Below are 21,443 nucleotides of genomic sequence, written 5' to 3' on the forward strand. Positions count from 1 at the left end.
CGTACGCAATCTCGATCCTGCCCAGAAAAATAATATCCATGGCCCGACGACTTCGCTGATTCGCAGCGCAATCGCAGGCGATGGGGGAATCGGAGGTAACGCATGAATGCCCTGCATTCGCTGCAAACGCTGGCGGTGTCGATCCGCTCGGTGCGCAAGGTTTACGGTGATCCGGACACCGGTCCGGTGGCGTTGAAAAACATCGATCTGGACATCCGCGACAACGAATTCTTCACCCTGCTCGGCCCTTCCGGTTGCGGCAAGACCACCCTGCTGCGGATGATCGCCGGCTTCGAGTTTCCCACCGAAGGCGAGATTCTGCTGTACGGCGAAAACATCGCTGATCGCCCGCCCTTCCAGCGCCCGGTCAACACGGTGTTCCAGCATTACGCACTGTTCCCGCACATGACCATCGCCGAGAACCTGGCCTTCGGCCTCGAATCGCAGCCGATGGGCAAGGTGCTGAACAAAGCGCAAATCACCGAGCGCGTGCGGGAGATGCTCGCGCTGGTGCAGATGGAACGCTTCGCCAATCGCAAGCCGGCGCAGTTGTCCGGTGGCCAGCAACAGCGCGTCGCACTCGCCCGCGCCCTGGCACCCCACCCGAAAGTATTGCTGCTCGACGAACCCCTTTCCGCGCTCGATCTGAAGCTGCGCCAGGCCATGCGCGAAGAGCTGAAAACCATTCAGGCCAAGACCGGCATCACCTTCATCTTCGTCACCCACGACCAGGAAGAAGCGCTGACCATGTCAGACCGCATCGCCGTGTTGTCCGAGGGCGAAGTGCAGCAGGTCGGCCGTCCGGAAGATATCTACGAACGCCCGCGCAATCGCTTCGTCGCCGACTTCATCGGCGAAACCAATTTCATCCAGGGCACGGTGACGAAGATCGAGGACGGCATGGCCTGGTTCGCCGGGTCGGCCGGGCACCCGCTGCCGGCGCAAGCGTGCAGCGACGTGGCGATCGGCGCCAGCGTGACCTTGTCGGTACGCCCCGAGCGCCTGCATCTGGTGCCTGCCGCAACCGAGGCCGCGCTGCCGTGCCGGATCGAAGCGCAGATCTACCTCGGCACCGATCTGCAATATCAGGTCAGCCTCGGCGACGGCTCGCGCCTCACCGTGCGCACGCCCAACTGCGTCGACCAGAGCCTGCGCTTTGCCGTCGGTTCTCAGGCCGGTCTGCTGTTCGACCGGGGAAGCGCCAGCGTCCTGCACGATTGAGCCTGAGGAGTTGCCATGCACACCTTACCGATTACCAACACGCTGGAACGCCGCAAGGCCTTCCAGAGCTTCCTCGGAGTCAGCCCGGCGCTGGTCGCCATCGGCCTGTTTCTGCTGGTGCCGATCCTGATCGTCATCGGCTACTCGCTGATGGAAGCCAACCCCTACGGCGGGGTCAACAAAGTCTTCAGCAGCGATGCCTACACCTCGTTGCTGTTCGAACGGCAAATGGACGACAGCCTGGCCTTCGCCGATTCCTACCTGATCATCGCCCTGCGTTCGGTCGGCATTGCCGGGCTGACCACACTCATCACGCTGTTGATCGGCTTCCCGGTCGCGGTGTGGCTGGCGATGCAACCGGCGCATCGGCGTGGCTTGCTGATCTTCCTGATCACCGTGCCGTTCTGGGCCAACCTGCTGATCCGCACCTACGCGTGGATTCTGCTGCTGCGCAATACCGGGGTGATCAACAACAGTCTGCTGGGCATGGGCGTCAACCATGAGCCGTTGCAGCTGTTGTACACCGACGGCGCGGTGCTGCTGGGGCTGGTTTATACCTACGCGCCGTTCGTGGTGCTGCCGATCTACGCCACGCTGGAAAAGATGGATATCCGCCTGCTCGAAGCGGCGCAGGATCTGTACGCCGGCCGCGTGCGCACCTTGCGCAAAGTGGTGTTGCCGATCGCCAAACCGGGAATTCTCGCCGGCGCCATCCTCACGTTCGTGCCGTGCCTGGGTGCGATGATCGCCCCGGAACTGCTCGGTGGCGGCACGCGGATGATGCTCGGCAACCTGATTTTCCGGCAGTTCAGCGATGCACGTAACTGGCCTTTCGGCGCCGCGCTGTCGCTGGTGCTGATGGCCGCCGTGATGCTGGTCTTGACCGTGTATGCCCTGCGCGCCGAGCGCCAGCGCATCGCTAAAGGAGGTGCGTGATGCTCGCGCCATTCAAACGCAAAGGGCTGGGCGTGCAGGACTTCCCCGGTTTCGGCGGCTTCAGTTTCCTGTTCTATCTGTACCTGTACGCGCCGATCGTGGTGCTGGTGGTGTTCTCGTTCAACGCCAACCAATCCGCGACGGTGTGGACCGGCTTCAGCCTCGACTGGTATCGCGCCGCGTTCGCCAATCAGGCCTTGCGCCAGGCTGCCGGCAACAGCCTGTTGATCGCGGTCTGCGCGAGCATGATCGCCACGGCGATTGCCACCCTCGCCGCCCTCGGCACCTCACGCGGCGCCAAGTTCAAAGGGCTGCAACTGTCGATGGGCGCGATCATGTTGCCGCTGGTGCTGCCGGAAATTGTCGTCGGTGTGGCGACCCTGGCGCTGTTCTCCACCATCGGCCTGTCGCTGGGCTACGGCAACCTGATCATCGCGCATACGGTGTTCTGCATTCCGTTCGCCTACCTGCCGATCCGTGCGCGTCTCAACGACATGGACCTGTCGCTGGAGCAAGCCTCGGCCGACCTGTATGCCGGCCCGTGGCGGACCTTCCGCAAGGTGACCTTGCCGCTGCTGATGCCGGGAATTTTCTCCGGGCTGATGCTGGCCTTTATCGTCTCGCTGGATAACTTCGTGATCTCGATGATGGTCGCCCAGGCCGGTACGACAACGCTGCCGATCTTCATCTTCGGCCTGTTGCGCATGGGCGTGACACCCGACGTCAACGCCGTGTCGACCCTGATCCTCGGCGTCTCGGTGCTGTTTGTGAGCCTCTCTTACCTGCTGGGCAAAAAGAACGCCTGAACCTTCCAAGAACTGTGGGGAAATAGCATGAGCAAGTGGATAAAAAGCGTCAGCACTGCGTTGTTCCTGACTGTGCCGCTGGCGATGGCCGGCAGCGTTCAGGCTGCGGAAAAACTCAACGTGGTGAGCTGGAGCGGCTACTTCTCGCCGGAGATTCTCGCCAAGTTCCAGAAGCAGACCGGCATCGAAGTCACCGTCGATTCCTACGACTCCAACGAGACCCTGCTGGCCAAACTGAAACAGGGCGGCGCCGGTTACGACGTGGCGATTCCTTCGCACCAGTTCATCCCGATCCTGATCAAGGAAAACCTGTTGGAGCGCTTCGACCCGGTCAAGGAGCCGTACTACGCCAGCGTTGTGGATAACCTGAAAAAACCGAGTTGGGACCCGGAGGGCGCGTACTCGGTGCCATTCATCTGGGGCACCACCAGCGTGGTCCTCGACACCGCGCGCTATAAAGGCCCGACTGACAGCTACAAGGTTTTGTACGAGCCGCCAGCCGAGTTGCAGGGACGGATCAACATGTTCGACTCGACCAGCGAAATGGTCGACATGGCCAGCCTCTATCTGAATGTGCCGCTGTGCAGTGAAGACCCGAAACAGATGCAACAGGTGCTGACGCTGCTCAAGGCGCAGAAGCCGTTCGTAAAGACTTACAGCTCCAAGGCCGGCTCGATCCGCGAAAACCTCGCCTCGGGTGAAATCGACATGTCGATGTTCTGGGGCGGCTCATCGATGCGCGCCCGCGAGATGAAACCGAGCCTGAAATACCTGTACCCGAAAGAAGGCGTACTGGCCTGGGTCGACAACATGGTCATCCCCACCGGCAGCAAGAACCCGGCGAATGCCAAGGCGTTCATCGCCTTCCTCAGCCAGCCGGAAAACGCGGCGATGACCCAGAACTTCCTCAAACACCAGAGCCCGATCAAAGGCGTCGAACCGTTCCTCGATGCGACGCTCAAGGATGCGCCGGAATTGCACATTCCCGAGGGCACCCACGTGGTGTTCAGCAAGACCTGCGGCGAAGGCGCGATCCGCCTCGCTGACCGTCTCTGGACCAACCTGATGCGTTGATTCCTGCCGCCTCGGCATGACGCCGGGGCGTTTCTTCAGCCGTCTGAAAGGCGCCGTTGTCATGAACTCCAATAACATCAGCGAACTGGTCCTTTTACAGGCCCACGCCCTCGCCGACCGCATCCGCCTGCGCCAAGTGTCCTGCCGCGAAGTGATGCAGACTTATCTTGCCCATATCGAACGCTTCAACCCGCAGGTCAACGCGCTGATCAGCCTGCAGGTACCGGATGTTCTGCTGGCCCAGGCCGATGCGCGCGACGCCGAACTGGCGCGCGGTGAATACCGTGGCTGGATGCACGGCCTGCCCCACGCGATCAAGGATCTGTCGCTGACCCAAGGCATCCGCACCACGCTCGGCTCACCGTTGTTCAAGGACTTTATTCCCGAGCGCGACGGCATCATGGTCGAGCGGATCAAGGCTGCCGGCGCGATCATCATCGGCAAGACCAACACTCCGGAATTCGGCCTCGGTTCGCAGAGCTACAACACGCTGTTCGGCGCTACCGGCTGCGCCTTTGACCCGAGCAAAACCGCCGGAGGCAGCAGCGGCGGCGCAGCAGCGGCGCTGGCGATGCATCTGGTGCCAGTGGCCGATGGCAGCGACATGATGGGTTCGCTGCGCAACCCGGCGGCGTTCAACAATATCTTTGGTTTCCGCCCGTCTCAGGGCCGCGTGCCGTTTGATGACAGTGCCGATCTGTTTTTCGATCAACTTGGCTATGAAGGACCGATGGCCCGCAGCGTGCGCGATGCGGCGTTGCTGCTGTCGGTGCAGGCTGGGGGCGATGCGCGGGCGCCGCTGTCGATCAGCGAATCGGGAGCGGCATTCGCCGCGCCGCTGGCGCGTGACTTCAAAGGCACGCGATTGGGTTGGCTGGGAGACTTCAACGGTTATCTGCCGATGGAAAACGGCGTTCTGTCGCTGTGCGAGAGGACCTTTGCCGACTTTGAAAGCCTTGGCTGCCACGTTGAATCCGTTCAGCCGGGGTTCGCGCCTGAGCGACTGTGGAGCAGTTGGCGCACTTTGCGGCACTGGATGGTCGCGGGTTCGTTGGGCGCGGCCTACGCCGATCCGCAGAAACGCGCGCAGTTGAAACCGGAAGCCTGCTGGGAAGTGGAAAACGGTCTGAAGCTGTCGGCCAGCGAAGTGTTCGCCGCGTCGGTGGTGCGCAGCGATTGGTATCGGGCGATTTCCCGGTTGTTCGAACGCTTCGATTACCTGCTGCTGCCCAGTGCACAGCTCTTCCCGTTCGATAAAACCCAGCCTTGGCCGAAGTCTATCGAGGGCGTGAGCATGGACACGTATCACCGCTGGATGGAGGTAGTCATCCCCGGCACGCTGTCGGGTTGCCCGGTGGCGAGCGTTCAGGCCGGCTTCAATGCGCAGGGGTTGCCGATGGGGCTGCAGATCATCGGCCGGCACCAGGCCGACTTCGCGGTTCTGCAACTGGCGCACGCCTATGAACAGGCCAGCCGCTGGTTCGAACGTTGTCCTTCGCCGCTGCTTGGCCTGTGATTTTGATAAACGGTTGAAAGCGTAGAAAAAATTTTTAAATTTACGCTTGACGCTTTTCCGTTTCAGGGGAATAATGCGCGCCACTTGGCTACATAGCTCAGTTGGTTAGAGCATAGCATTCATAATGCTGGGGTCCGGGGTTCAAGTCCCTGTGTAGCCACCAAGTACTAAAAACGGCTTACCGAAAGGTAGGCCGTTTTTTTATGCCTCAAGAAAAGTCCGATTTTGCGATGAGGGGATTTCTCCCCTCATCTGGTTTTCAGCTTGCCAGTGCTGTCAGTCCTTTCGCCCAGATCTGCCGAGTACGCAACCCGACCATCGCACGCCAGTCCGGATCGGCCGGATAAAACTGCTCCAGCAGATTCAACTTGATCGCCCGCCCCGTCGCATCCAGCGGATCACCATGCAGGTGCAGCCATTGGTCATCGCGCAAATAACGATGCACCTCCGGCCCCGGATACGTTCCGCACTCAATCACGAACGGCATCAGTTGCACACCCGGTAATGCGTTGAGCAACGCCTGCGAGGTGTAGCCGGTCGCCGTCGCTGCGACACCGGTTTCGCTCAACGTTTGCGCGCCGGTGTGCAAGGTGTAAAGCCACGGGCCGTAGATCGATTGCGCTTGCACCAGCGCCGGGTAAGGCGCTTGGGTGATGGTCAGCAACATCGGATGGCCGTACTCGCCAGCACCGGTGTGCAGGTCGAAGCACATCACGGTTTCAGCACCGGTCAAATGCGCGTCGATAATCTGATGCAAGGTGCGATTCGACCAGCTCGGTGCGCGGCCGCCATAGAACAGGCCATCGGGATGACTGTGCTGACCGCCCTCGACAATCGACATCACCGCCGGCCAGCCGTGTTCGGCAATCTCTGCGTCGAGCAAGGCATCGGCCTGCGCGCGCTGCGGTCCGTGCAAATCGGTGCAGGCGTATATCTCGTGCAGCGTGGCGTAGGCGCGGTTATCCGGCAACGGGGCGGTGAAATCCAGATGATTGCGGTTGAGGTCGATGTTGTCTTCGTTGACCCGGCGCAGCCACGCGGTGCCCCATGGGTTGATCAAGTGGATCATCACAACCGCGACATCCTTGGGCAGCGAGCCGGGAACGAAAGCTTGCAACCAGTCGATCTGGCAATCCGAACCGTAATAGCCCTCGACCCCGTGAGTGCCGCTGAGTGCCATCAAACGACGTTTGGCCTGCGGATCACCGAGCACAGCGACGTCGGTACTCAAGGGTTCGCCGAAGGGGCCGCAACGCGGATGGGCGTACGAGGTGAGCGTGGCTCCGGCAGTTTGGGCGGCGGTCAGAAACTGTTCGCGCTGATCACGGTAACTGGACTCGGTGGGAAACTCGCTGTGCATGTCGGCCTCTTGTTGGTTTTGTATGTGTGGAAGCGAGCTTGCTCGCGAAGGCGATTGCGCATTCAACATTCTGATTGCCTGACACGCCACATTCGCGAGCAAGCTCGCTCCCACAAGGGCTTTGTTTCAGTTCGATCAATTTGGCATTGACCCTAGCGAACATCCGCCCCGAAAAGAAAGGCAAAAATGCCCGGCGGTTTGCGTCGCGACCGGCCGGTCGATAAAGTCCGTCAGACCTTTTACCCCACGGACGGAGAGCCCCACGTGTTCCCAGCCCTGCCCCTGAGCCGCTTTCGCCTGCCTGCCCTGACGCTGATCATCAGCGCCCTGACCCTCACCGCGTGCAACGCCCCGCCTTCCTCGACCTTGCCGCTGGCACCGGAAGCCGCTTCCGGTTACCGCACCGATCTGCAGACTCGCCACGCCAGTCAACACATGGCCGCAGCCGCCAACCCGCTGGCCGCCGAGGCCGGGCGCGAGATGCTGCGCAAGGGCGGTTCGGCCATCGACGCGGCGATTGCCATGCAAGCAGTGCTGACCCTGGTCGAGCCGCAATCCTCCGGGATCGGTGGCGGCGCGATGATCGTGTTGTGGGACGGCAAACAGGTGCGTACCTACGACGGGCGCGAAACCGCCCCGGCCGGCGCCACCGAGAAGCTGTTCCTGCAGGCCGACGGCAAACCGATGCCGTTCCCGCAGGCGCAGATCGGCGGGCGCTCGGTGGGCACGCCGGGCGTGTTGCGTGCACTGGAGATGGCGCACAAGCAACATGGCCGGCTGCCGTGGGCCACGCTGTTTGAGCCAGCGATCAAACTCGCCGAGCAGGGCTTCGCGATTTCGCCGCGCCTGCATTCGCTCTTGGCGTCCGACCCGGTGATCGGTAAATCGCCGGACATGGCCGCCTACTTCCTCAACCGCGACGGCAGCGTCAAAGCTGTCGGCACGCGCCTGCAGAATCCGGCACTGGCCGCCGTGTTCAAGCGCATCGCCCACGAAGGTCCGGACGCGCTGTACAAAGGCTCGATCGCCGAAGAGATCGTCGCCAAGGTGCAGGGCCACGCTAACCCCGGCAGCTTGTCGCTGAATGATTTGCAAGGCTACAAGGCCAAAGAGCGCGCTCCGCTGTGCACCGACTATAAACGCTGGCAGCTCTGCGGCATGCCGCCGCCGTCGTCGGGCGGGATCGCCGTGGCGCAGATTCTCGGTACCCTGCAAGCGCTGGAAAGCCGCGATCCACGCCTGTCGCTGACGCCGCTCAAACCCGTGAAAACCAACAAACCGGCCGGTATCGAACCCAATCCACAAGCCGTGCACCTGATCGCCGAAGCCGAACGCCTGGCCTATGCCGACCGCGCGCAATACGTGGCCGACACCGACTTCGTCCCGGTACCGGTCAAGGGTCTGGTAGATCCGGGTTATCTGGCCAGCCGCGCCAGCCTGATCGGCGAACGGAGCATGGGCAGCGCCAAACCCGGCACGCCGCCGGGCGTACAGGTGGCCTACGCGCCGGATCGCTCACCGCTGCGTATCTCCACCTCGCAAGTGGTGGCGGTGGATGACCTCGGTGGCGCGGTATCGATGACCACCACCATCGAAGCGGCGTTCGGCTCGCACCTGATGGTGCAGGGCTTTTTGCTGAACAATCAGATGACCGACTTCTCGTTCATCCCCGAAGAGAACGGGCAGAAAGTCGCCAACCGCGTCGAACCCGGCAAACGCCCGCGCTCGTCGATGGCGCCAACATTGATCTTTGATCGCGACAGCGGCGAGTTCTTCGCCAGCGTCGGCTCGCCGGGCGGCTCGCAGATCATCGAATACGTGGCCAAGACCACTGTCGGCCTGCTCGACTGGAACCTCGACCCGCAAAGCGCGATCAGCCTGCCCAACTTCGGCAGCCGCAATGGCCCGACCGAACTGGAACAAGGCCAGTTCAGCCCTGCGTTGATTCAGGCGTTGAAAGACAAGGGCCACACAGTCAAAGAAATCGACATGACCAGCGGCACCCAGGCCATCGTGCGGGTCAAGGATGCGCAGGGTAAAGCGTCGTTGGCGGGTGGTGCGGATCCGCGGCGTGAAGGGGAAGCGTTGGGAGATTGAGGCTACGCACGGAAAACAAAAGGCTTACTGCGAGGTAAGCCTTTTTTATGCCTGATAAATTGTGCTCATCTGCCGCAAAAGGCTCGCGAATCAAACCGGCAGGGTTTTACCGTCCACCGCATCGCCAATCGTCAGGAAATGCCCGCCGGCCACGTGGTGCAGCGTGCGCAAACCGTCGTGCCCGTCGAAGTGCCAGCGGCCGTCGCTGAACACCCGTTCATCGGCCTGAGCGGCGATGACTTCGGCGAGGAACAGGTCGTACTGCTCGTGATTGCGCGGTTCGGGCAGCAAGCGGCATTCGAGCCAGGCCACGCAGCCTTCAAGCAACGGCGCCTCGACAGTTTCACCGGTGAAGGTTTGCAAGCCGTAAGCCTGAAACTTGTCCAGCCCCTGACTCTGCTGGATCTCCAGCCCCGAGGTATTGCCGACGGTTTGCACGATGTCAGCCTGATTGACACACGGCACGTTGAGCACAAAAGTGCCGGACGCTTCGAGCAACTGCCGGGTCAAAGTGGACTTGTCGAGGACGACGGCCACTTTCGGCGGTTCGAAATCCAGTGGCATTGCCCAAGCGGCGGCCATGATGTTGCGCTGGCCGTCATGAGCGGCGCTGACCAGCACGGTAGGCCCGTGATTGAGCAGACGGTAGGCTTTGTTCAGGGGAACCGGGCGGCGGTGGGAGGCGCTCATGGGGATCTGCTCCGGGAAAAAGGAACAGATTGTAGCGCCAGCCGCTGGTGAAAACCTGTAGGAGCTGCGGCACGCTACGATCTTTTGATCTTGATGTTGATCCTTGAAATCAACATCAAAAGATCGCAGCCTCGTTGCACTCGGCAGCTCCTACAGGTATTGGCGGGGGAATCAGTTAGAGAGTTGATTGGCAAACTGCCCGACCGCATCCACCACTTTCTGCGCGCCGTCCTGAATCTCGACGATCACCGTGCCCGCTTCCGCCGCCAGCGCCAGGCCTTGTTCCGCCTGCAGCTTACCATCGGTCATCAGGGCCACGGCGTTACGCGCCATCTCCTGGTTCTGCCGCACCACGCCGACGATCTCTTCGGTCGCCTGACTGGTGCGCGAAGCCAGTTGTCGGACTTCGTCGGCCACCACCGCAAAGCCCCGGCCCTGCTCGCCGGCGCGGGCCGCTTCGATGGCTGCGTTGAGCGCCAGCAGGTTGGTTTGCTCGGCAATGCCGCTGATGGTTTTGACGATAGTCCCGATTACCTGCGACTGCTCGTTCAGTGCCTCGATGCCCTCACCGGCCGCCTGCATGTGGCGCGACAGATCACGCATCACATTCACCGCCTCGGTGACCACCGTGGTGCCACGTTGCGCGGTGCTGTCGGTTTGCTGCGAAGTGCTGTAGGCAATGCTGGCCGCGTCGGCAACCGCTTGTTCACGGTTGACCTGATCGGTGATCACCGTGGCGAACTTCACTACCTTGTACAGTTTGTTGTTGGCATCGACCACCGGGTTGTAGGACGCCTCCAGCCACACCGTACGACCGTGGCTGTCGACCCGTTTGAAACGGTCGGCGACAAATTCGCCATTGTTCAGGCGACGCCAGAAATTCTGGTACTCGGCGCTGTTGTACTCCTCAGGCGTGCAGAACATCCGGTGATGTTTGCCTTTGATCTGCGCCAGGCTGTAACCCATGCCCTGCAGAAAACGCTCGTTGGCATTGAGCACGTTGCCGTTGAGGTCGAATTCGATCACCGCTGTCGAGCGCACCAGAGCGCCGATCAGGTTTTCGTGTTCGCGCGAGGCTTCGATGGTGCGGGTCAGGTCGCTGGAGAAGATCGAGAAATGCTTGATCCGCCCGTCCGAAGCACGCACCGGCTGCACGATGGAGCGCAGCCAGGCTTCTTCGCCATTGCCGCGCAGCAAGCGCACTGCACCAGCGAAATGTTCGCCACGGGTCAGGGCGGCCTTGAAACGATGGTGAAAGTCATCGGCCTTCACGTGCGCCGGAACGATGTCTTCAATGGCGCGCCCCACCAGGTCCTGGCTCTTGTAGAGCATCTCGCCGAGGAAGTTCTGGTTGACCGACTGAATCCGGCCATCGGGTTCCAGGGTCAGCACCAGCATCTCGCTTTCCAGGCTTTCCTTCACCTGCAGCAGGCTGGAGAGTTCTTCACGAAGAGTGGCCAGCTCTTGCTTGAGGCGTTTGTTGAACATGGGCAGATACCGATGGAAAGAAAGCGGGATGCAGACTAGCCATCGGCCTTGAATTTCGTTTCTGAAGAGCGCTTGAGACCCGTCGGTCAAAAATAGTTCACTGGCGTGCGATCAGACAGTTCCGGCCACCTGGCATTGCCCTGTACGCGGCATTCGCGAGCCGAAATACAGCGCACTCAACAGCCCCACCACGCCCATCACCGCACAGAACATCACGCAGATCCACGGGCTCCACGGCATCAGACCGATCAGCAACAACGGTGTGATGCTCGCCCACGCGGCGTAGGCAATGTTGTAGGTGAAGGAGATGCCCGACACGCGAATTCGCGCCGGGAACAACCCGACCATCACCGACGGCACCGCACCCACCACACCGCAGGCCAGACCGGCGATGGCGTATGCCAGCCCGATCCAGTGACCGCCCATGATCAAGCAGCTGTAAAGCACGCCGATTCCCAAGGGCAGCAGCAGGCTATAGAGCATGACGGTGCGCCAGGCCCCCAGACGGTCGACCAGCAGCCCGGCGATCACACAGCCGATGTTGAGGAAGACAATGCCCAGCGCACTGAGGGCGAAGGTATGGCTGGCGGTCATGCCAAAGGTTTTCTGCATCATGGTCGGCGTAATGACCACGAACACCACCACGGCCGAGGTCAGCACGCAGGTCAGCAGCATGGCCGGCAACATCGCCAGTCGATGCTCGCGCAGCACCGTACGCAGCGGCAGTTCGACCCGCGCTTCACGCTGCGCCTCCATGGCCATGAACACCGGGGTTTCGCTCAACCAACGGCGCAGGTACACACCGATCACGCCGAACACGCCACCGAGCAGGAATGGATAACGCCAGGCGTAATCGAGGATTTCCGCCGGGCTGAACACGTGTGCAAGGAAAGTCGCGGTCAGCGCACCAATCAAGTAACCGAAGGTCAGCCCGGCCTGCAAAAAGCCCAGCGCGTAACCGCGATGTCCGGCAGGCGCGTGCTCGGCGACGAACACCCAGGCACTCGGCACCTCCCCTCCAACCGCTGCGCCTTGCAGGATGCGCAGCGCCAGCAACAGCAGCGGCGCGAAATAACCGATCTGGGCATAAGTCGGCATGATCCCGATCAGCAGGCACGGCAGCGCCATCATCAGGATGCTCAGGCTGAAGACCTTTTTCCGGCCCAGGCGATCGGCGAAATGCGCCATCAGGATCCCGCCCAGCGGACGCGCCAGATACCCGGTAACAAAGATCCCGAAGCTTTGCAGCAGCCGCAGCCATTCGGGCATTTCCGGCGGGAAGAACAACTGGCTGAGGGCAAGGGCGAAGAACACGAAAATGATGAAATCGTAGATCTCCAGCGCCCCACCAAGGGCCGCAAGGCCGAGGGTCTTGTAATCGGAACGGCTGAACGGCGCCGGTCGGGCTGGGGATTGGGCAGTCATGGCAAAGCACTCTGGCAGGCAAAAAACCAAGTCGCTCATGGTCTACGCAAATCCGCCCGGGGACAACCCGTTAGACCATGGTCACGGTTTGGCAGAACCTGCTCACAAAATGGCGGCGGTTGATTTACTGTTGAGGCTTGTCTGGCGGGACACATCTGAATCAGGTCTACCTCTGTGGCGAGGGAGCTTGCTCCCTCGCCACAGAGTTGTCGGGTTTGAATGTCCCAAGGACCACAATAACCATAAAAATCCGAGGTACTCCCTGTGGCCGTTGATATCGAAGATAGCCGCTCCGCGCGCTTTGCCTTGCGCTGTTCAAACTTTGCCGAACGCTGGTTCCCCGACTCCTGGGTGTTCGCCGCGTTGGCCGTAATCATTGTCGCGCTGGCCACGTTGGCCATGGGCGCCAAACCCACCGATGCCGCGATGGCCTTCGGTGACGGGTTCTGGAGCCTGATCCCGTTCACCATGCAAATGGCCTTCGTGGTGATTGGCGGCTACGTGGTCGCCAGTTCGCCGCCGGCGGTCAAACTGATCGACAAACTGGCGCGCATCCCGAAAAACGGCCGCTCCGCCGTGGCCTGGGTCGCGCTGATCTCGATGGTCGCTTCGCTGTTGAACTGGGGTCTGTCGCTGGTGTTCGGCGGTTTGCTGGTGCGCGCCCTCGCCCGCCGCACCGATCTGAAAATGGATTACCGCGCGGCCGGTGCGGCGGCGTATCTGGGCCTCGGTGCGGTCTGGGCCCTGGGCCTGTCATCATCGGCGGCACAATTGCAGGCCAACCCGGCCAGCCTGCCGCCGGCGATCCTGTCGATCACCGGGGTGATTCCGTTCACGCAGACCATTTTCCTCTGGCAGTCCGGTGCGATGCTGCTGGCGCTGATCGTGATTTCGATCATCGTCGCCTACGCCACCGCGCCCGGCCCGAACTCTGCGCGCGACGCCAAGGATTGCGGCATCGACCCGGCGTTCAATCTGCCACCGCTGCAACCGCGCACCCGGCCCGGGGAATGGCTGGAGCACAGTCCCCTGCTGATCATTCTGCTGGTATTGCTGGCGGCCGGCTGGCTGTTCCACGAGTTCTCGACCAAACCGGCGATCACCGCGATTTCCGGGCTCAACACCTATAATTTCCTGTTCATCATGCTCGGCGCGCTGCTGCACTGGCGCCCGCGCAGCTTCCTCGATGCGGTGGCCCGCGCGGTGCCGACCACCACTGGCGTGCTGATCCAGTTCCCGCTGTACGGCTCGATTGCTGCGCTGCTGACCACGGTCAAAGGTGCCGATGCGCAGACGCTGGCGCATCACATCTCGACCTTTTTTGTCAGCATCGCGTCCCACGACACCTACGCGCTGTTGATGGGCGTGTACTCGGCGATTCTCGGTTTCTTCATCCCGTCCGGCGGCGGCAAGTGGATCATCGAAGCGCCGTACGTGATGCAAGTGGCCAACGATCTGCAATACCACCTCGGCTGGGCGGTACAGATCTACAACGCCGCTGAAGCGCTGCCGAACCTGATCAACCCGTTCTACATGCTGCCGCTGCTGGGTGTGCTCGGCTTGAAGGCGCGGGACCTGATCGGCTTCTCGTTCGTGCAATTGCTGGTGCACACGCCGCTGGTGCTGTTCCTGCTGTGGGTGCTGGGGACGACATTGGCGTATACGCCGCCGGTGATGCCATAGATTGACGAGATAGCACCTGCCTCAGGGCAGGTGCTATCAATGTTACTCGGAGGGCAAGACTCTCAATAGCTCAGGCAGGGCAACCTGAACTGTTTCCCAAACGACATCCAGATTGATGTCGAAATAACCATGAGCGATCCGCTTACGCATCCCGCGCATGCTGCGCCAGGGAGTTTGAGTGTTCTGAGCCGCGAACTCCGGAAACCGGTCCATTATTTTGGTTGCCGCTTCGCCAATAATGACCAGGCTCATGATGACCGCTTGTTGCGTCCGTTTGTCGTCGACGAACTCTTCCTTGCTCAGACCTTCGACGAAGACCAGCGCATCGCTTGCAGCTTGACGCATATGCTCAAGGTAATCGCCAAGCCGGTTCGCGATCATACGGGACGGGCCTGTTCAAGTACCTGCTGACGAAACTTCAGCGGAAGATCTCCTGGGGTCAACAGGTCGACGGTAACGCCCAGCAAATCTTCGAGCTCAACCTGAAGCCCGCCGAGATCAAACAAGGTGGTACCGGGCAATGGATCGACCAACAGATCAAGGTCACTGCCCTCCATATCGGTACCTAGCAGCGTCGAGCCAAACACACGCGGATTGGCCACACGGAATCTGCCGACAACCTCACGAACGGCAGCTCGTTGCAGATCAAGAGCAATGGAAGGCTTCATGGTTCACTCAGGCCAGTTTCGCTATTGCAGCAGTCTAGCAGTGCGAAGGGGTCGTAGACACCGCACGATTTTGTAACCCAACCGTCACATTCCCTTGCTAGCGTCCGCCCGAAACAAACTGAAACAATTAAGCAAAACGGGCTGACAGATGAAAGACGAAACAGACAGCACTGACGCACCTGAATCCGACACCCCCACCGACACCAGTCGCCGCCGCTTCCTCGGTGGAGTTGCCGTCCTCGGTGTGGGCGCGACGTTGGCCGGTTGCGGTAACGCCAGCAACCCGCCGGGCAAACCGGCCGAGCGCCCGCTGACGTCAGCCGAGCTGGACAAGGCCCTGCGCGATAACGTGAAAACCGTGGTGGTGATCTATGCCGAAAACCGCAGCTTCAACAACCTGTTCGGTGATTTCCCCGGTGTCGAGAAGCCGCTGTCTGCGCTCAAACCTGCCAATTACCAGCAACGTGATCGCGACGGCAGTCTTTTGCAGACACTGCCGCCCGTCTGGGGCGGCGTGTTGCAGATCGGCCCGCAAACCCTCGATGGCGTGACCTACCCCGCCGCCGTGCAGTTTCAGGAAAACCTGCCCAACGCACCGTTCGCCCTCAAAGGCCCGAACGGTGAAGACCTGCCATTCGGTCTGGTCACCCGCGACTTGTGGCACGTGTTCTATCAGAACCAGATGCAGATCAACGGGGGCAAGAACGATGGCTTTGTTGCCTGGGCCGATTCCGGCGGGCTGACCATGAGCCATTATGCTCAGAGCCGTTATTCCCTGCGTCTGTGGGACGTGGCTCAGGAATTCGTGCTGTGCGATAACTTCTTCCAGGGCGCATTCGGTGGCTCGTTCCTCAACCACCAATACCTGATCAGCGCCACCGCGCCGTTCTATCCGGACGCGGCCAATTCGGTGGCCAAGTCGCAGATCGCCGCGCTGCAAAGCGCTGACCCGACCGATCCGCGCCTCAAGCCGTTGGAGGCATCGCCAGCCAGCGCCATGAGCGGCCCGCCGCAGTTCGGCCCGAGTGCGCTGACGCCGGACGGTTACGGTGTCAACACCCTTGCCCCGCCGTACTGGCCGACATGGATTCGCGACCCGGAGCGTCCGGCGTACTCCAAACCGGATCTGCCCAATGTGCTGGTGCCGCAGACCCACGAGCACATCGGCGACAAGCTGTCGAAGAAGAATGTCGATTGGGCCTGGTACGCCGGCGCGTGGCAGGCGACGCTGGATCAATACAAGGATTCCGGCGGGATTCCGAAGATCCCCAACTTTCAATATCACCACCAGCCGTTCAACTATTTCCAACAACAAGGCCCGGAAAACCCGCAGGAGCGCAGCAAACGCCTGCGCGATGCCGGGCTGGGGGATGAATCGAGCACCAACAAATTCTTCGCCGACGCCGAGGCCGGCAAGTTGCCAGCGGTCACGTTCTACAAACCACAAGGCAACCTGAATATGCACGCCGGATATGCCGACGTGGCCTCCGGTGACCGGCACATCGTCCGCGCCCTCAAAGTGCTGCGCGAAAGCCCGCAATGGAAAAACATGGTGGTGATCGTCACCGTCGATGAAAACGGCGGCTGGTGGGACCACGTGGCACCGCCCAAGGGCGATCGCTGGGGGCCGGGATCGCGGGTGCCGGCGCTGGTGGTGTCGCCGTTCGCCCGCAAAGGCACGGTGGATCACACGGTCTACGACACGGCGTCGATCCTGCGCCTGATCACCCGGGTGTTCCAACTGGAAACCCTCGACGGCCTCAAGCAGCGCGATAAAGCAATGATTGCCCGTGGCCAGAAACCCATGGGCGATCTGAGCAACGCCCTGCATTTTCAGGCGTGAGCCGAGCGCGGCGAGCTGACGAAAAAATCCGCGAATGACAGCTTCACTGTGCAACACGGCTGATCCAATATGAAGCGCCCCAAACTCGGGGAACCCACGCTGAAAAGGATCTGAGCATGTTCAAACTCGCAGGATTTACCCCCGCCGCGCTGACACTCGCCGCGCTCACATTGAGCGCGGCGGCCCACGCCGATGTCGATCTGAAGCTGGGCAGCACCGAGCGCGTCACTCGCCTTTTTGCTTACCCCAACAACTGCAGCGTGATCTGCTATCGCAACTGGACGCGGGAGCAGACCGTCGCGCATTACCTGAGCCAGAGCGTGCAACGCGATGGCTACAGCAATGCGAAGGTGTTGGTGAAGAACGATAACGGGCAGATTTACGCCGAGATCAGCGGCGTTCCCGAAGGCTACGACAAGCCGCTGTCAGCGCTGCTCGACGCCGGTGATCTGGCCTATACCGGCGCCAGCAAGCTCAATGCCGATGGCAAATGGGCGTACAACTGGTACCTCTTCCTGCCGCTGGGCATGGCCCTGGAAAACCGCAAGAGCGTCGAGCTGCTGCACTTCCCGCCGGATTACTCGCTGACCCAGGCCCAGGATTACCTGCGCTCGAACACCACGGATCGCTGGGCCACGCTGTTGACCGCCAACGGCATTCCGGCCGACCAGACGCCGGCCTATCAGACCATCATCGACATCGCCCCCATCGCGGCGCCGTCCAATGCCGGCAGTGACCTGGAAGGTGTCTACGACTACTTCAAGGATTATCAGACCACGCTGATCAAGCAGTTCAGCCAGACCAGCGCCGGCACCACCCTGCCGATGGTCGCGTTCGGCGCACCGGTGCGTAACTGGATCAAGCAGCAATATGGCCCGACCGTCGCCGTACTGGGGCTGGCGACCATCAGCCCGAGTGCGGGGGTGAACGTGCCGGTGCTGGGTTCGAACCATCCGAGCTACATCTGGTACGCCGCCGATCCGGCCAGCTACGACGGTGATGAAGCGAAAGCCGATGCCGCCGGCTTGAAGGTCATGGGCCAGGATTTGAGCGCGGCCTGCTGGCAGGCCGGGATGGGCAGCAAGCCCGGCACCGATGCGAAAACCCTGCTCAGCAGCTGTACGCAAACCTGGCAAGTGACGCAAAAGGGCAAGACCTGCGAGTTGTTCTACACCTCGATCCGCAACCTGACCCCGGCCCAGGCTGCCGCGAAGTGCTCGACCACGCCGATCAAGGCACAACTGCAACAGCTTCAGGGCGAAATGCCGGCCACCGCCGTTCCCGCGCCACACCTCTGATGGGCTGAAAGCCTTCCCGTGTCAGTCGATGCTGACACGGGAAGCAGCCGATCACGCCTGTCAGATCTGACAGTAGACGCTCTGGGGTATACGCGAGAGGATTGGATCCAAACATGTTGCAGCGCTGACAGGACGTCAGACCAGGGAAGTCGCAACATTTGCCGACAGGGACCGTTATGAACAATCAGGCTCATCCGCATCACATACCCCGCGACGCTCCCGGTATCTATCCGTTTGCCGGATTGCCCGTGCGCCTGGGTTTCCCATCCAGCGAGGACTTCGAAATCGTTCAGCACGACGATGGCCGCGCGTCGGTGGTGGCGCGCCGGGCGTTCCTGCGGATCACCCGGATGTGTCGGGTGTCCGGGCAATTGCTGCCCTATCGCTGCCGCCAGACTCGCCAGCTACTGGTCGGCATCCATCTCTACGATCCGCGTTTTTGCGGATTGCTCGAACATGCCTGCGACCCGAATACGTTCCTCGACATGAGCGAATTGTGGTTATGGGCGCTGCGCGATATTCAGCCGGGAGACCACCTGACCATCGACTTCGCGGCCACCGAAGACCGTTTGCTGCAACAGTTCGCCTGTACTTGCGGCTCGCCGCGCTGCCGTGGGTGGATCACCGGTTACGATGAACCACCCACGATCGAGGGCCAGCACTTTTTGCAGCGCTGGCGACATCCAGACTGAGTTACAACGCTCCGACCGGGCGCAGACGGTACTGCGGCGGCAGTTGCTCGAAACCACTGATGGTGGTGTTCAGGCTTTTCCAGCGACCGTCCTTGATGCCGTAGATGCAACCGTGAATCGACAGGCTCTGGCCGCGATGCCAGGCGTTCTGGATGATGCTGGTATGGGCGACGTTGGCCACTTGCTGGATAACGTTCAGCTCGCAGAGACGGTCGACCTGTTCTTCCTCGGTCGGCAACTTGGCCAGTTCTTCACGTTTTTCGTAGTACAGGTCACGGATCGAGCGCAGCCAGCCATCAATCAGGCCGAACTGGCGATCCTGCATCGAGGCACGCACACCGCCACAGCCATAGTGGCCGGTCACGAGAATGTGTTTGACCTTGAGCACGTCGACCGCGTACTGGATCACCGACAGGCAGTTGAGGTCGGTGTGCAGCACGACGTTAGCGACATTGCGGTGCACAAACAGATCGCCCGGCAGCATGCCGACGATCTCGTTGGCCGGCACCCGTGCGTCGGAGCAGCCGATCCACAGATATTCCGGGGTCTGCTGGCGCGCCAGTTTGGCGAAGAACTCCGGATCTTCCTTGGTGATCGCGTCAGCCCAGCGCTCGTTGTTATCAATCAGGTCTTGTAAGTCGTGCATGGTTAAGGCCTCAAGAAAGATGCGCAGGTATGACAGACGACCACCCGTCGGGGTCACGCAAGGGTCGCAAGTGTTTTCGTTGGAATTCCTGGGTGTGCGGTGAGTCCACCTAGTAAGGCCCACAGTATGAGGATTTGCCATGACTGATTCACGACGTCCGTACGATGCGGTGCAACCGGAACCGATCGATGATAACGAGGACCGCATGGGCTCGGTGCATGAACTGGATTTTGATGAAGACGAACCCAGCGCCAAGATTGGTGACGAGATCCCGGCGCGAGAACGCGAACAACTGATGCCCAACGAGCGCGTGCGTGAGGCCGGGTTTACGGGTGCATCGACGGCGGACCATGAGCCGACCGACGATGATCTGAGCCCGGAAACGCTGATTCGTGAAGACGGTGCGCGCGATGCCGAAGAGGCTGGCGCAGGCAATCAGGCGGATTGGGACCTGAGCATTGTCGACGAGGACGATATCGGCGGCGGCAATGGTCTGGATGAGGCGGAGCTGGCGCGGCGTAATCCGCTGGATGGCAATCGCTGATCTCCTGATGTGACGCGACTCACTGTAGGAGCTGCCGCAGGCTACGATCTTTTGATCTTGCTTCTAAAAACAAAATCAAAAGATCGCAGTCTGCGGCAGCGCCTACAGGTATTCAGTCAACCAGGGTGCAGGCCATGACCACGGCGTCTTCACGCCCGCCCACCGCCGGATAATAATCCCGGCGCCGGCCAATTTCGTTGAAGCCATAGCGCTCATACAGCTTGAACGCTGCGGTATTGCTGTCACGCACTTCCAGAAAGCATTCCCGAGCGTCAGCCTTGTAGGCAATCGACATCAGATGCTCCAGCAGCGTCAGCCCCAGCCCTCGCCCCTGATTCTCCGGTTTGACCGTGATGTTGAGCAGGTGCGCCTCATCCAGAATGATCTGCACCACGCCATGGCCGACTTGCTGCTGGCCTTCGAACATCAGCCAGATCTGATACTTACCCAGCCCGTCGAGAAAAATCCCGCGCGTCCAGGGATGGCTGTACGCCGCGTATTCGATCTTCAACACCGCGTCCAGATCCGCCTCGGTCATCGGGCGGAACGATACAGCTTCACTCATTCGATGGTTTCCAGCGCGCCATCAGCCGACGCATGGCTTGCCACACAGCGGCTTTGCGCTGTGGCTCTTCCATTAACAATTCCAGACCGGGAATGGCCCAGGCCAGGCCCAGGCCTTCGATCTGCAACTCACTGTTGAACGCTTCAGCGTCCGCTTCACCGGCAAAGCGCACCGCCGGCAGGCCAATCAACCACAGGCAGGCGCAAGGTGCCGCTTCCATCTGTACCGAGAGGAAACCCTGAACAAAGTCGCGCGCCGCTTCCGGACCTTGATCCATGGTGCCGCGGTTCAGCCACGGCCAGCGCACCGGCTCGCCGACAATTTGTGGCGCATCCGGCAGCCCGGCGGCGCGCAGCATGTCCTTGAGCAACAGATAGGCCGGATCGCGGCTCTGGAACGCTTCGCCGGTGGGTAACTCCACCAGCAGCAGGCAAGCCCCGGCGCGCAGCAATTGCAGGGCGAAACGCGGGGGCGGCACCGGCGCGGGTCTGGCGACAACTGGCGCCTCCTCGACCTCTTCCACCGGTTTGGCGCCGTTGCGGGTACTGGCGAGCGACGGGCGCGGCACTTCGATCTTCGGCCGTTCGACCGGACGGGCGGCAGGCTGCGCCGGAGCCTCGGCCTGCACTACCGGCATCACCGCGACCTCTGGCTCAGGCTCGGGCATGTCCAGCAGCTCGGGCCGCGACGGGGCGGCGAAAGGCAATTCGGTGCGCGGCAGCCAGTTGACCACCTGCATGGCGTTCAAATAGGCGCGGCGGCGGGACTCGATAAGCAAAGGGTCGGCCACTTGTGGATAACTGAAGTGGGCTGATTCTACAGCCCTTCGTTCAAGATCGCTTGCTGTTGATCGATAGCCTTTACCTGGGCTCGCTCCCTTAGAAAATGCGA

General features: G+C 61.3%; 20 protein-coding genes, 1 tRNA gene and 1 pseudogene. 12 read left to right on the plus strand and 10 right to left on the minus strand.

Annotation, left to right across the window (positions count from 1 at the left end):
- Positions 1-102 precede the first annotated feature (102 nt).
- The 6 genes from AC193Q_RS15465 (at position 103) to AC193Q_RS15490 (ending at position 5,716) form a co-directional block, all read left to right on the plus strand.
- A complete protein-coding gene (locus tag AC193Q_RS15465) occupies positions 103-1,221 on the plus strand; it encodes an ABC transporter ATP-binding protein (RefSeq protein ID WP_131671046.1) in 1,119 nt (372 codons plus the stop codon).
- Between the two features lie 15 nt (positions 1,222-1,236).
- Positions 1,237-2,157, plus strand: a complete 921-nt coding sequence (locus tag AC193Q_RS15470) for an ABC transporter permease (RefSeq protein WP_483878581.1) — start codon at positions 1,237-1,239, stop codon at positions 2,155-2,157.
- Positions 2,157-2,963 carry an ABC transporter permease gene (locus tag AC193Q_RS15475; protein WP_047296524.1) on the plus strand — a complete coding sequence of 269 codons (807 nt, stop codon included), beginning with the start codon at positions 2,157-2,159 and terminating at the stop codon, positions 2,961-2,963. The genes AC193Q_RS15470 and AC193Q_RS15475 overlap by 1 nt, the downstream gene beginning before the upstream one ends.
- A 27-nt stretch (positions 2,964-2,990) precedes the next feature.
- A complete protein-coding gene (locus AC193Q_RS15480; protein WP_047296526.1) occupies positions 2,991-4,037 on the plus strand; it encodes an ABC transporter substrate-binding protein in 1,047 nt (348 codons plus the stop codon).
- Between the two features lie 61 nt (positions 4,038-4,098).
- The gene (locus AC193Q_RS15485) at positions 4,099-5,553 is read left to right on the plus strand and encodes an amidase (RefSeq protein WP_483878582.1); all 1,455 of its coding nucleotides are present in this window, start codon (positions 4,099-4,101) and stop codon (positions 5,551-5,553) included.
- Between the two features lie 86 nt (positions 5,554-5,639).
- A tRNA-Met gene (locus tag AC193Q_RS15490) sits at positions 5,640-5,716 on the plus strand.
- Between the two features lie 96 nt (positions 5,717-5,812).
- Here AC193Q_RS15490 and AC193Q_RS15495 read toward each other — a convergent pair.
- Positions 5,813-6,913, minus strand: a complete 1,101-nt coding sequence (locus AC193Q_RS15495) for a DUF2817 domain-containing protein (protein ID WP_483878583.1) — start codon at positions 6,911-6,913, stop codon at positions 5,813-5,815.
- 264 nt (positions 6,914-7,177) lie between these two features.
- Here AC193Q_RS15495 and ggt point away from each other — a divergent pair, with 264 nt between their 5' ends.
- A complete protein-coding gene (gene ggt / locus AC193Q_RS15500; RefSeq protein WP_483878584.1) occupies positions 7,178-9,010 on the plus strand; it encodes a gamma-glutamyltransferase in 1,833 nt (610 codons plus the stop codon).
- A gap of 90 nt (positions 9,011-9,100) precedes the next feature.
- Here the strand turns inward: ggt and AC193Q_RS15505 are convergent, their stop codons facing one another.
- From AC193Q_RS15505 to AC193Q_RS15520, 4 genes and pseudogenes are all read right to left on the minus strand, one after another.
- On the minus strand, positions 9,101-9,700 hold the full coding sequence (locus tag AC193Q_RS15505; RefSeq protein WP_483878585.1) for a flavin reductase family protein: 600 nt from the start codon (positions 9,698-9,700) through the stop codon (positions 9,101-9,103).
- A gap of 171 nt (positions 9,701-9,871) precedes the next feature.
- Positions 9,872-10,480: a methyl-accepting chemotaxis protein gene (locus AC193Q_RS15510; protein ID WP_373557817.1), complete on the minus strand. Its 609-nt coding sequence runs from the start codon at positions 10,478-10,480 to the stop codon at positions 9,872-9,874.
- Positions 10,460-11,188: pseudogene (locus AC193Q_RS15515) on the minus strand (PAS domain-containing protein); the annotation flags it as partial. The gene AC193Q_RS15510 and the pseudogene AC193Q_RS15515, both read right to left, overlap by 21 nt.
- Before the next feature lie 111 nt (positions 11,189-11,299).
- Entirely contained in the window at positions 11,300-12,613 is a 1,314-nt protein-coding gene (locus tag AC193Q_RS15520) for an MFS transporter (RefSeq protein ID WP_483878586.1), read from the minus strand.
- Between the two features lie 264 nt (positions 12,614-12,877).
- On the opposite strand from AC193Q_RS15520, the gene AC193Q_RS15525 reads away from it, so the two are divergent.
- The gene (locus AC193Q_RS15525; RefSeq protein WP_108183795.1) at positions 12,878-14,296 is read left to right on the plus strand and encodes a short-chain fatty acid transporter; all 1,419 of its coding nucleotides are present in this window, start codon (positions 12,878-12,880) and stop codon (positions 14,294-14,296) included.
- 42 nt (positions 14,297-14,338) lie between these two features.
- Here the strand turns inward: AC193Q_RS15525 and AC193Q_RS15530 are convergent, their stop codons facing one another.
- Both AC193Q_RS15530 and AC193Q_RS15535 read right to left on the minus strand, forming a co-directional pair.
- Positions 14,339-14,677, minus strand: coding sequence for a HepT-like ribonuclease domain-containing protein (locus tag AC193Q_RS15530; protein ID WP_483878587.1), 339 nt, complete (start codon positions 14,675-14,677; stop codon positions 14,339-14,341).
- Positions 14,674-14,964 carry a nucleotidyltransferase family protein gene (locus tag AC193Q_RS15535; RefSeq protein WP_041074825.1) on the minus strand — a complete coding sequence of 97 codons (291 nt, stop codon included), beginning with the start codon at positions 14,962-14,964 and terminating at the stop codon, positions 14,674-14,676. The genes AC193Q_RS15530 and AC193Q_RS15535 overlap by 4 nt, the downstream gene beginning before the upstream one ends.
- Positions 14,965-15,112: 148 nt before the next feature.
- Between AC193Q_RS15535 and AC193Q_RS15540 the strand changes: the two genes are divergently transcribed.
- The 3 genes from AC193Q_RS15540 to AC193Q_RS15550 all read left to right on the plus strand — a co-directional run bounded on the left by AC193Q_RS15540 (position 15,113) and on the right by AC193Q_RS15550 (position 18,797).
- Positions 15,113-16,807: an acid phosphatase gene (locus AC193Q_RS15540; protein ID WP_483878588.1), complete on the plus strand. Its 1,695-nt coding sequence runs from the start codon at positions 15,113-15,115 to the stop codon at positions 16,805-16,807.
- A 116-nt stretch (positions 16,808-16,923) separates the two neighbouring features.
- On the plus strand, positions 16,924-18,105 hold the full coding sequence (locus AC193Q_RS15545; RefSeq protein WP_483878589.1) for a hypothetical protein: 1,182 nt from the start codon (positions 16,924-16,926) through the stop codon (positions 18,103-18,105).
- A gap of 176 nt (positions 18,106-18,281) precedes the next feature.
- Complete coding sequence (locus AC193Q_RS15550) at positions 18,282-18,797, plus strand: SET domain-containing protein-lysine N-methyltransferase (RefSeq protein WP_483878590.1); 516 nt, start codon at positions 18,282-18,284, stop codon at positions 18,795-18,797.
- A gap of 1 nt (position 18,798) precedes the next feature.
- Here the strand turns inward: AC193Q_RS15550 and can are convergent, their stop codons facing one another.
- A complete protein-coding gene (gene can / locus AC193Q_RS15555) occupies positions 18,799-19,443 on the minus strand; it encodes a carbonate dehydratase (protein ID WP_041074817.1) in 645 nt (214 codons plus the stop codon).
- 139 nt (positions 19,444-19,582) lie between these two features.
- Here can and AC193Q_RS15560 point away from each other — a divergent pair, with 139 nt between their 5' ends.
- Positions 19,583-19,987, plus strand: coding sequence for a serine kinase/phosphatase (locus AC193Q_RS15560; RefSeq protein WP_121187184.1), 405 nt, complete (start codon positions 19,583-19,585; stop codon positions 19,985-19,987).
- A 112-nt stretch (positions 19,988-20,099) separates the two neighbouring features.
- On the opposite strand, the gene rimI is transcribed toward AC193Q_RS15560, so the two are convergent.
- Positions 20,100-20,552, minus strand: coding sequence for a ribosomal protein S18-alanine N-acetyltransferase (gene rimI / locus AC193Q_RS15565; RefSeq protein ID WP_041074813.1), 453 nt, complete (start codon positions 20,550-20,552; stop codon positions 20,100-20,102).
- On the minus strand, positions 20,545-21,291 hold the full coding sequence (locus AC193Q_RS15570; protein ID WP_047296549.1) for a hypothetical protein: 747 nt from the start codon (positions 21,289-21,291) through the stop codon (positions 20,545-20,547). The genes rimI and AC193Q_RS15570 overlap by 8 nt, the downstream gene beginning before the upstream one ends.
- Positions 21,292-21,443: the final 152 nt, after the last annotated feature.

The organism is Pseudomonas sp. F2 (genome assembly GCF_057174385.1).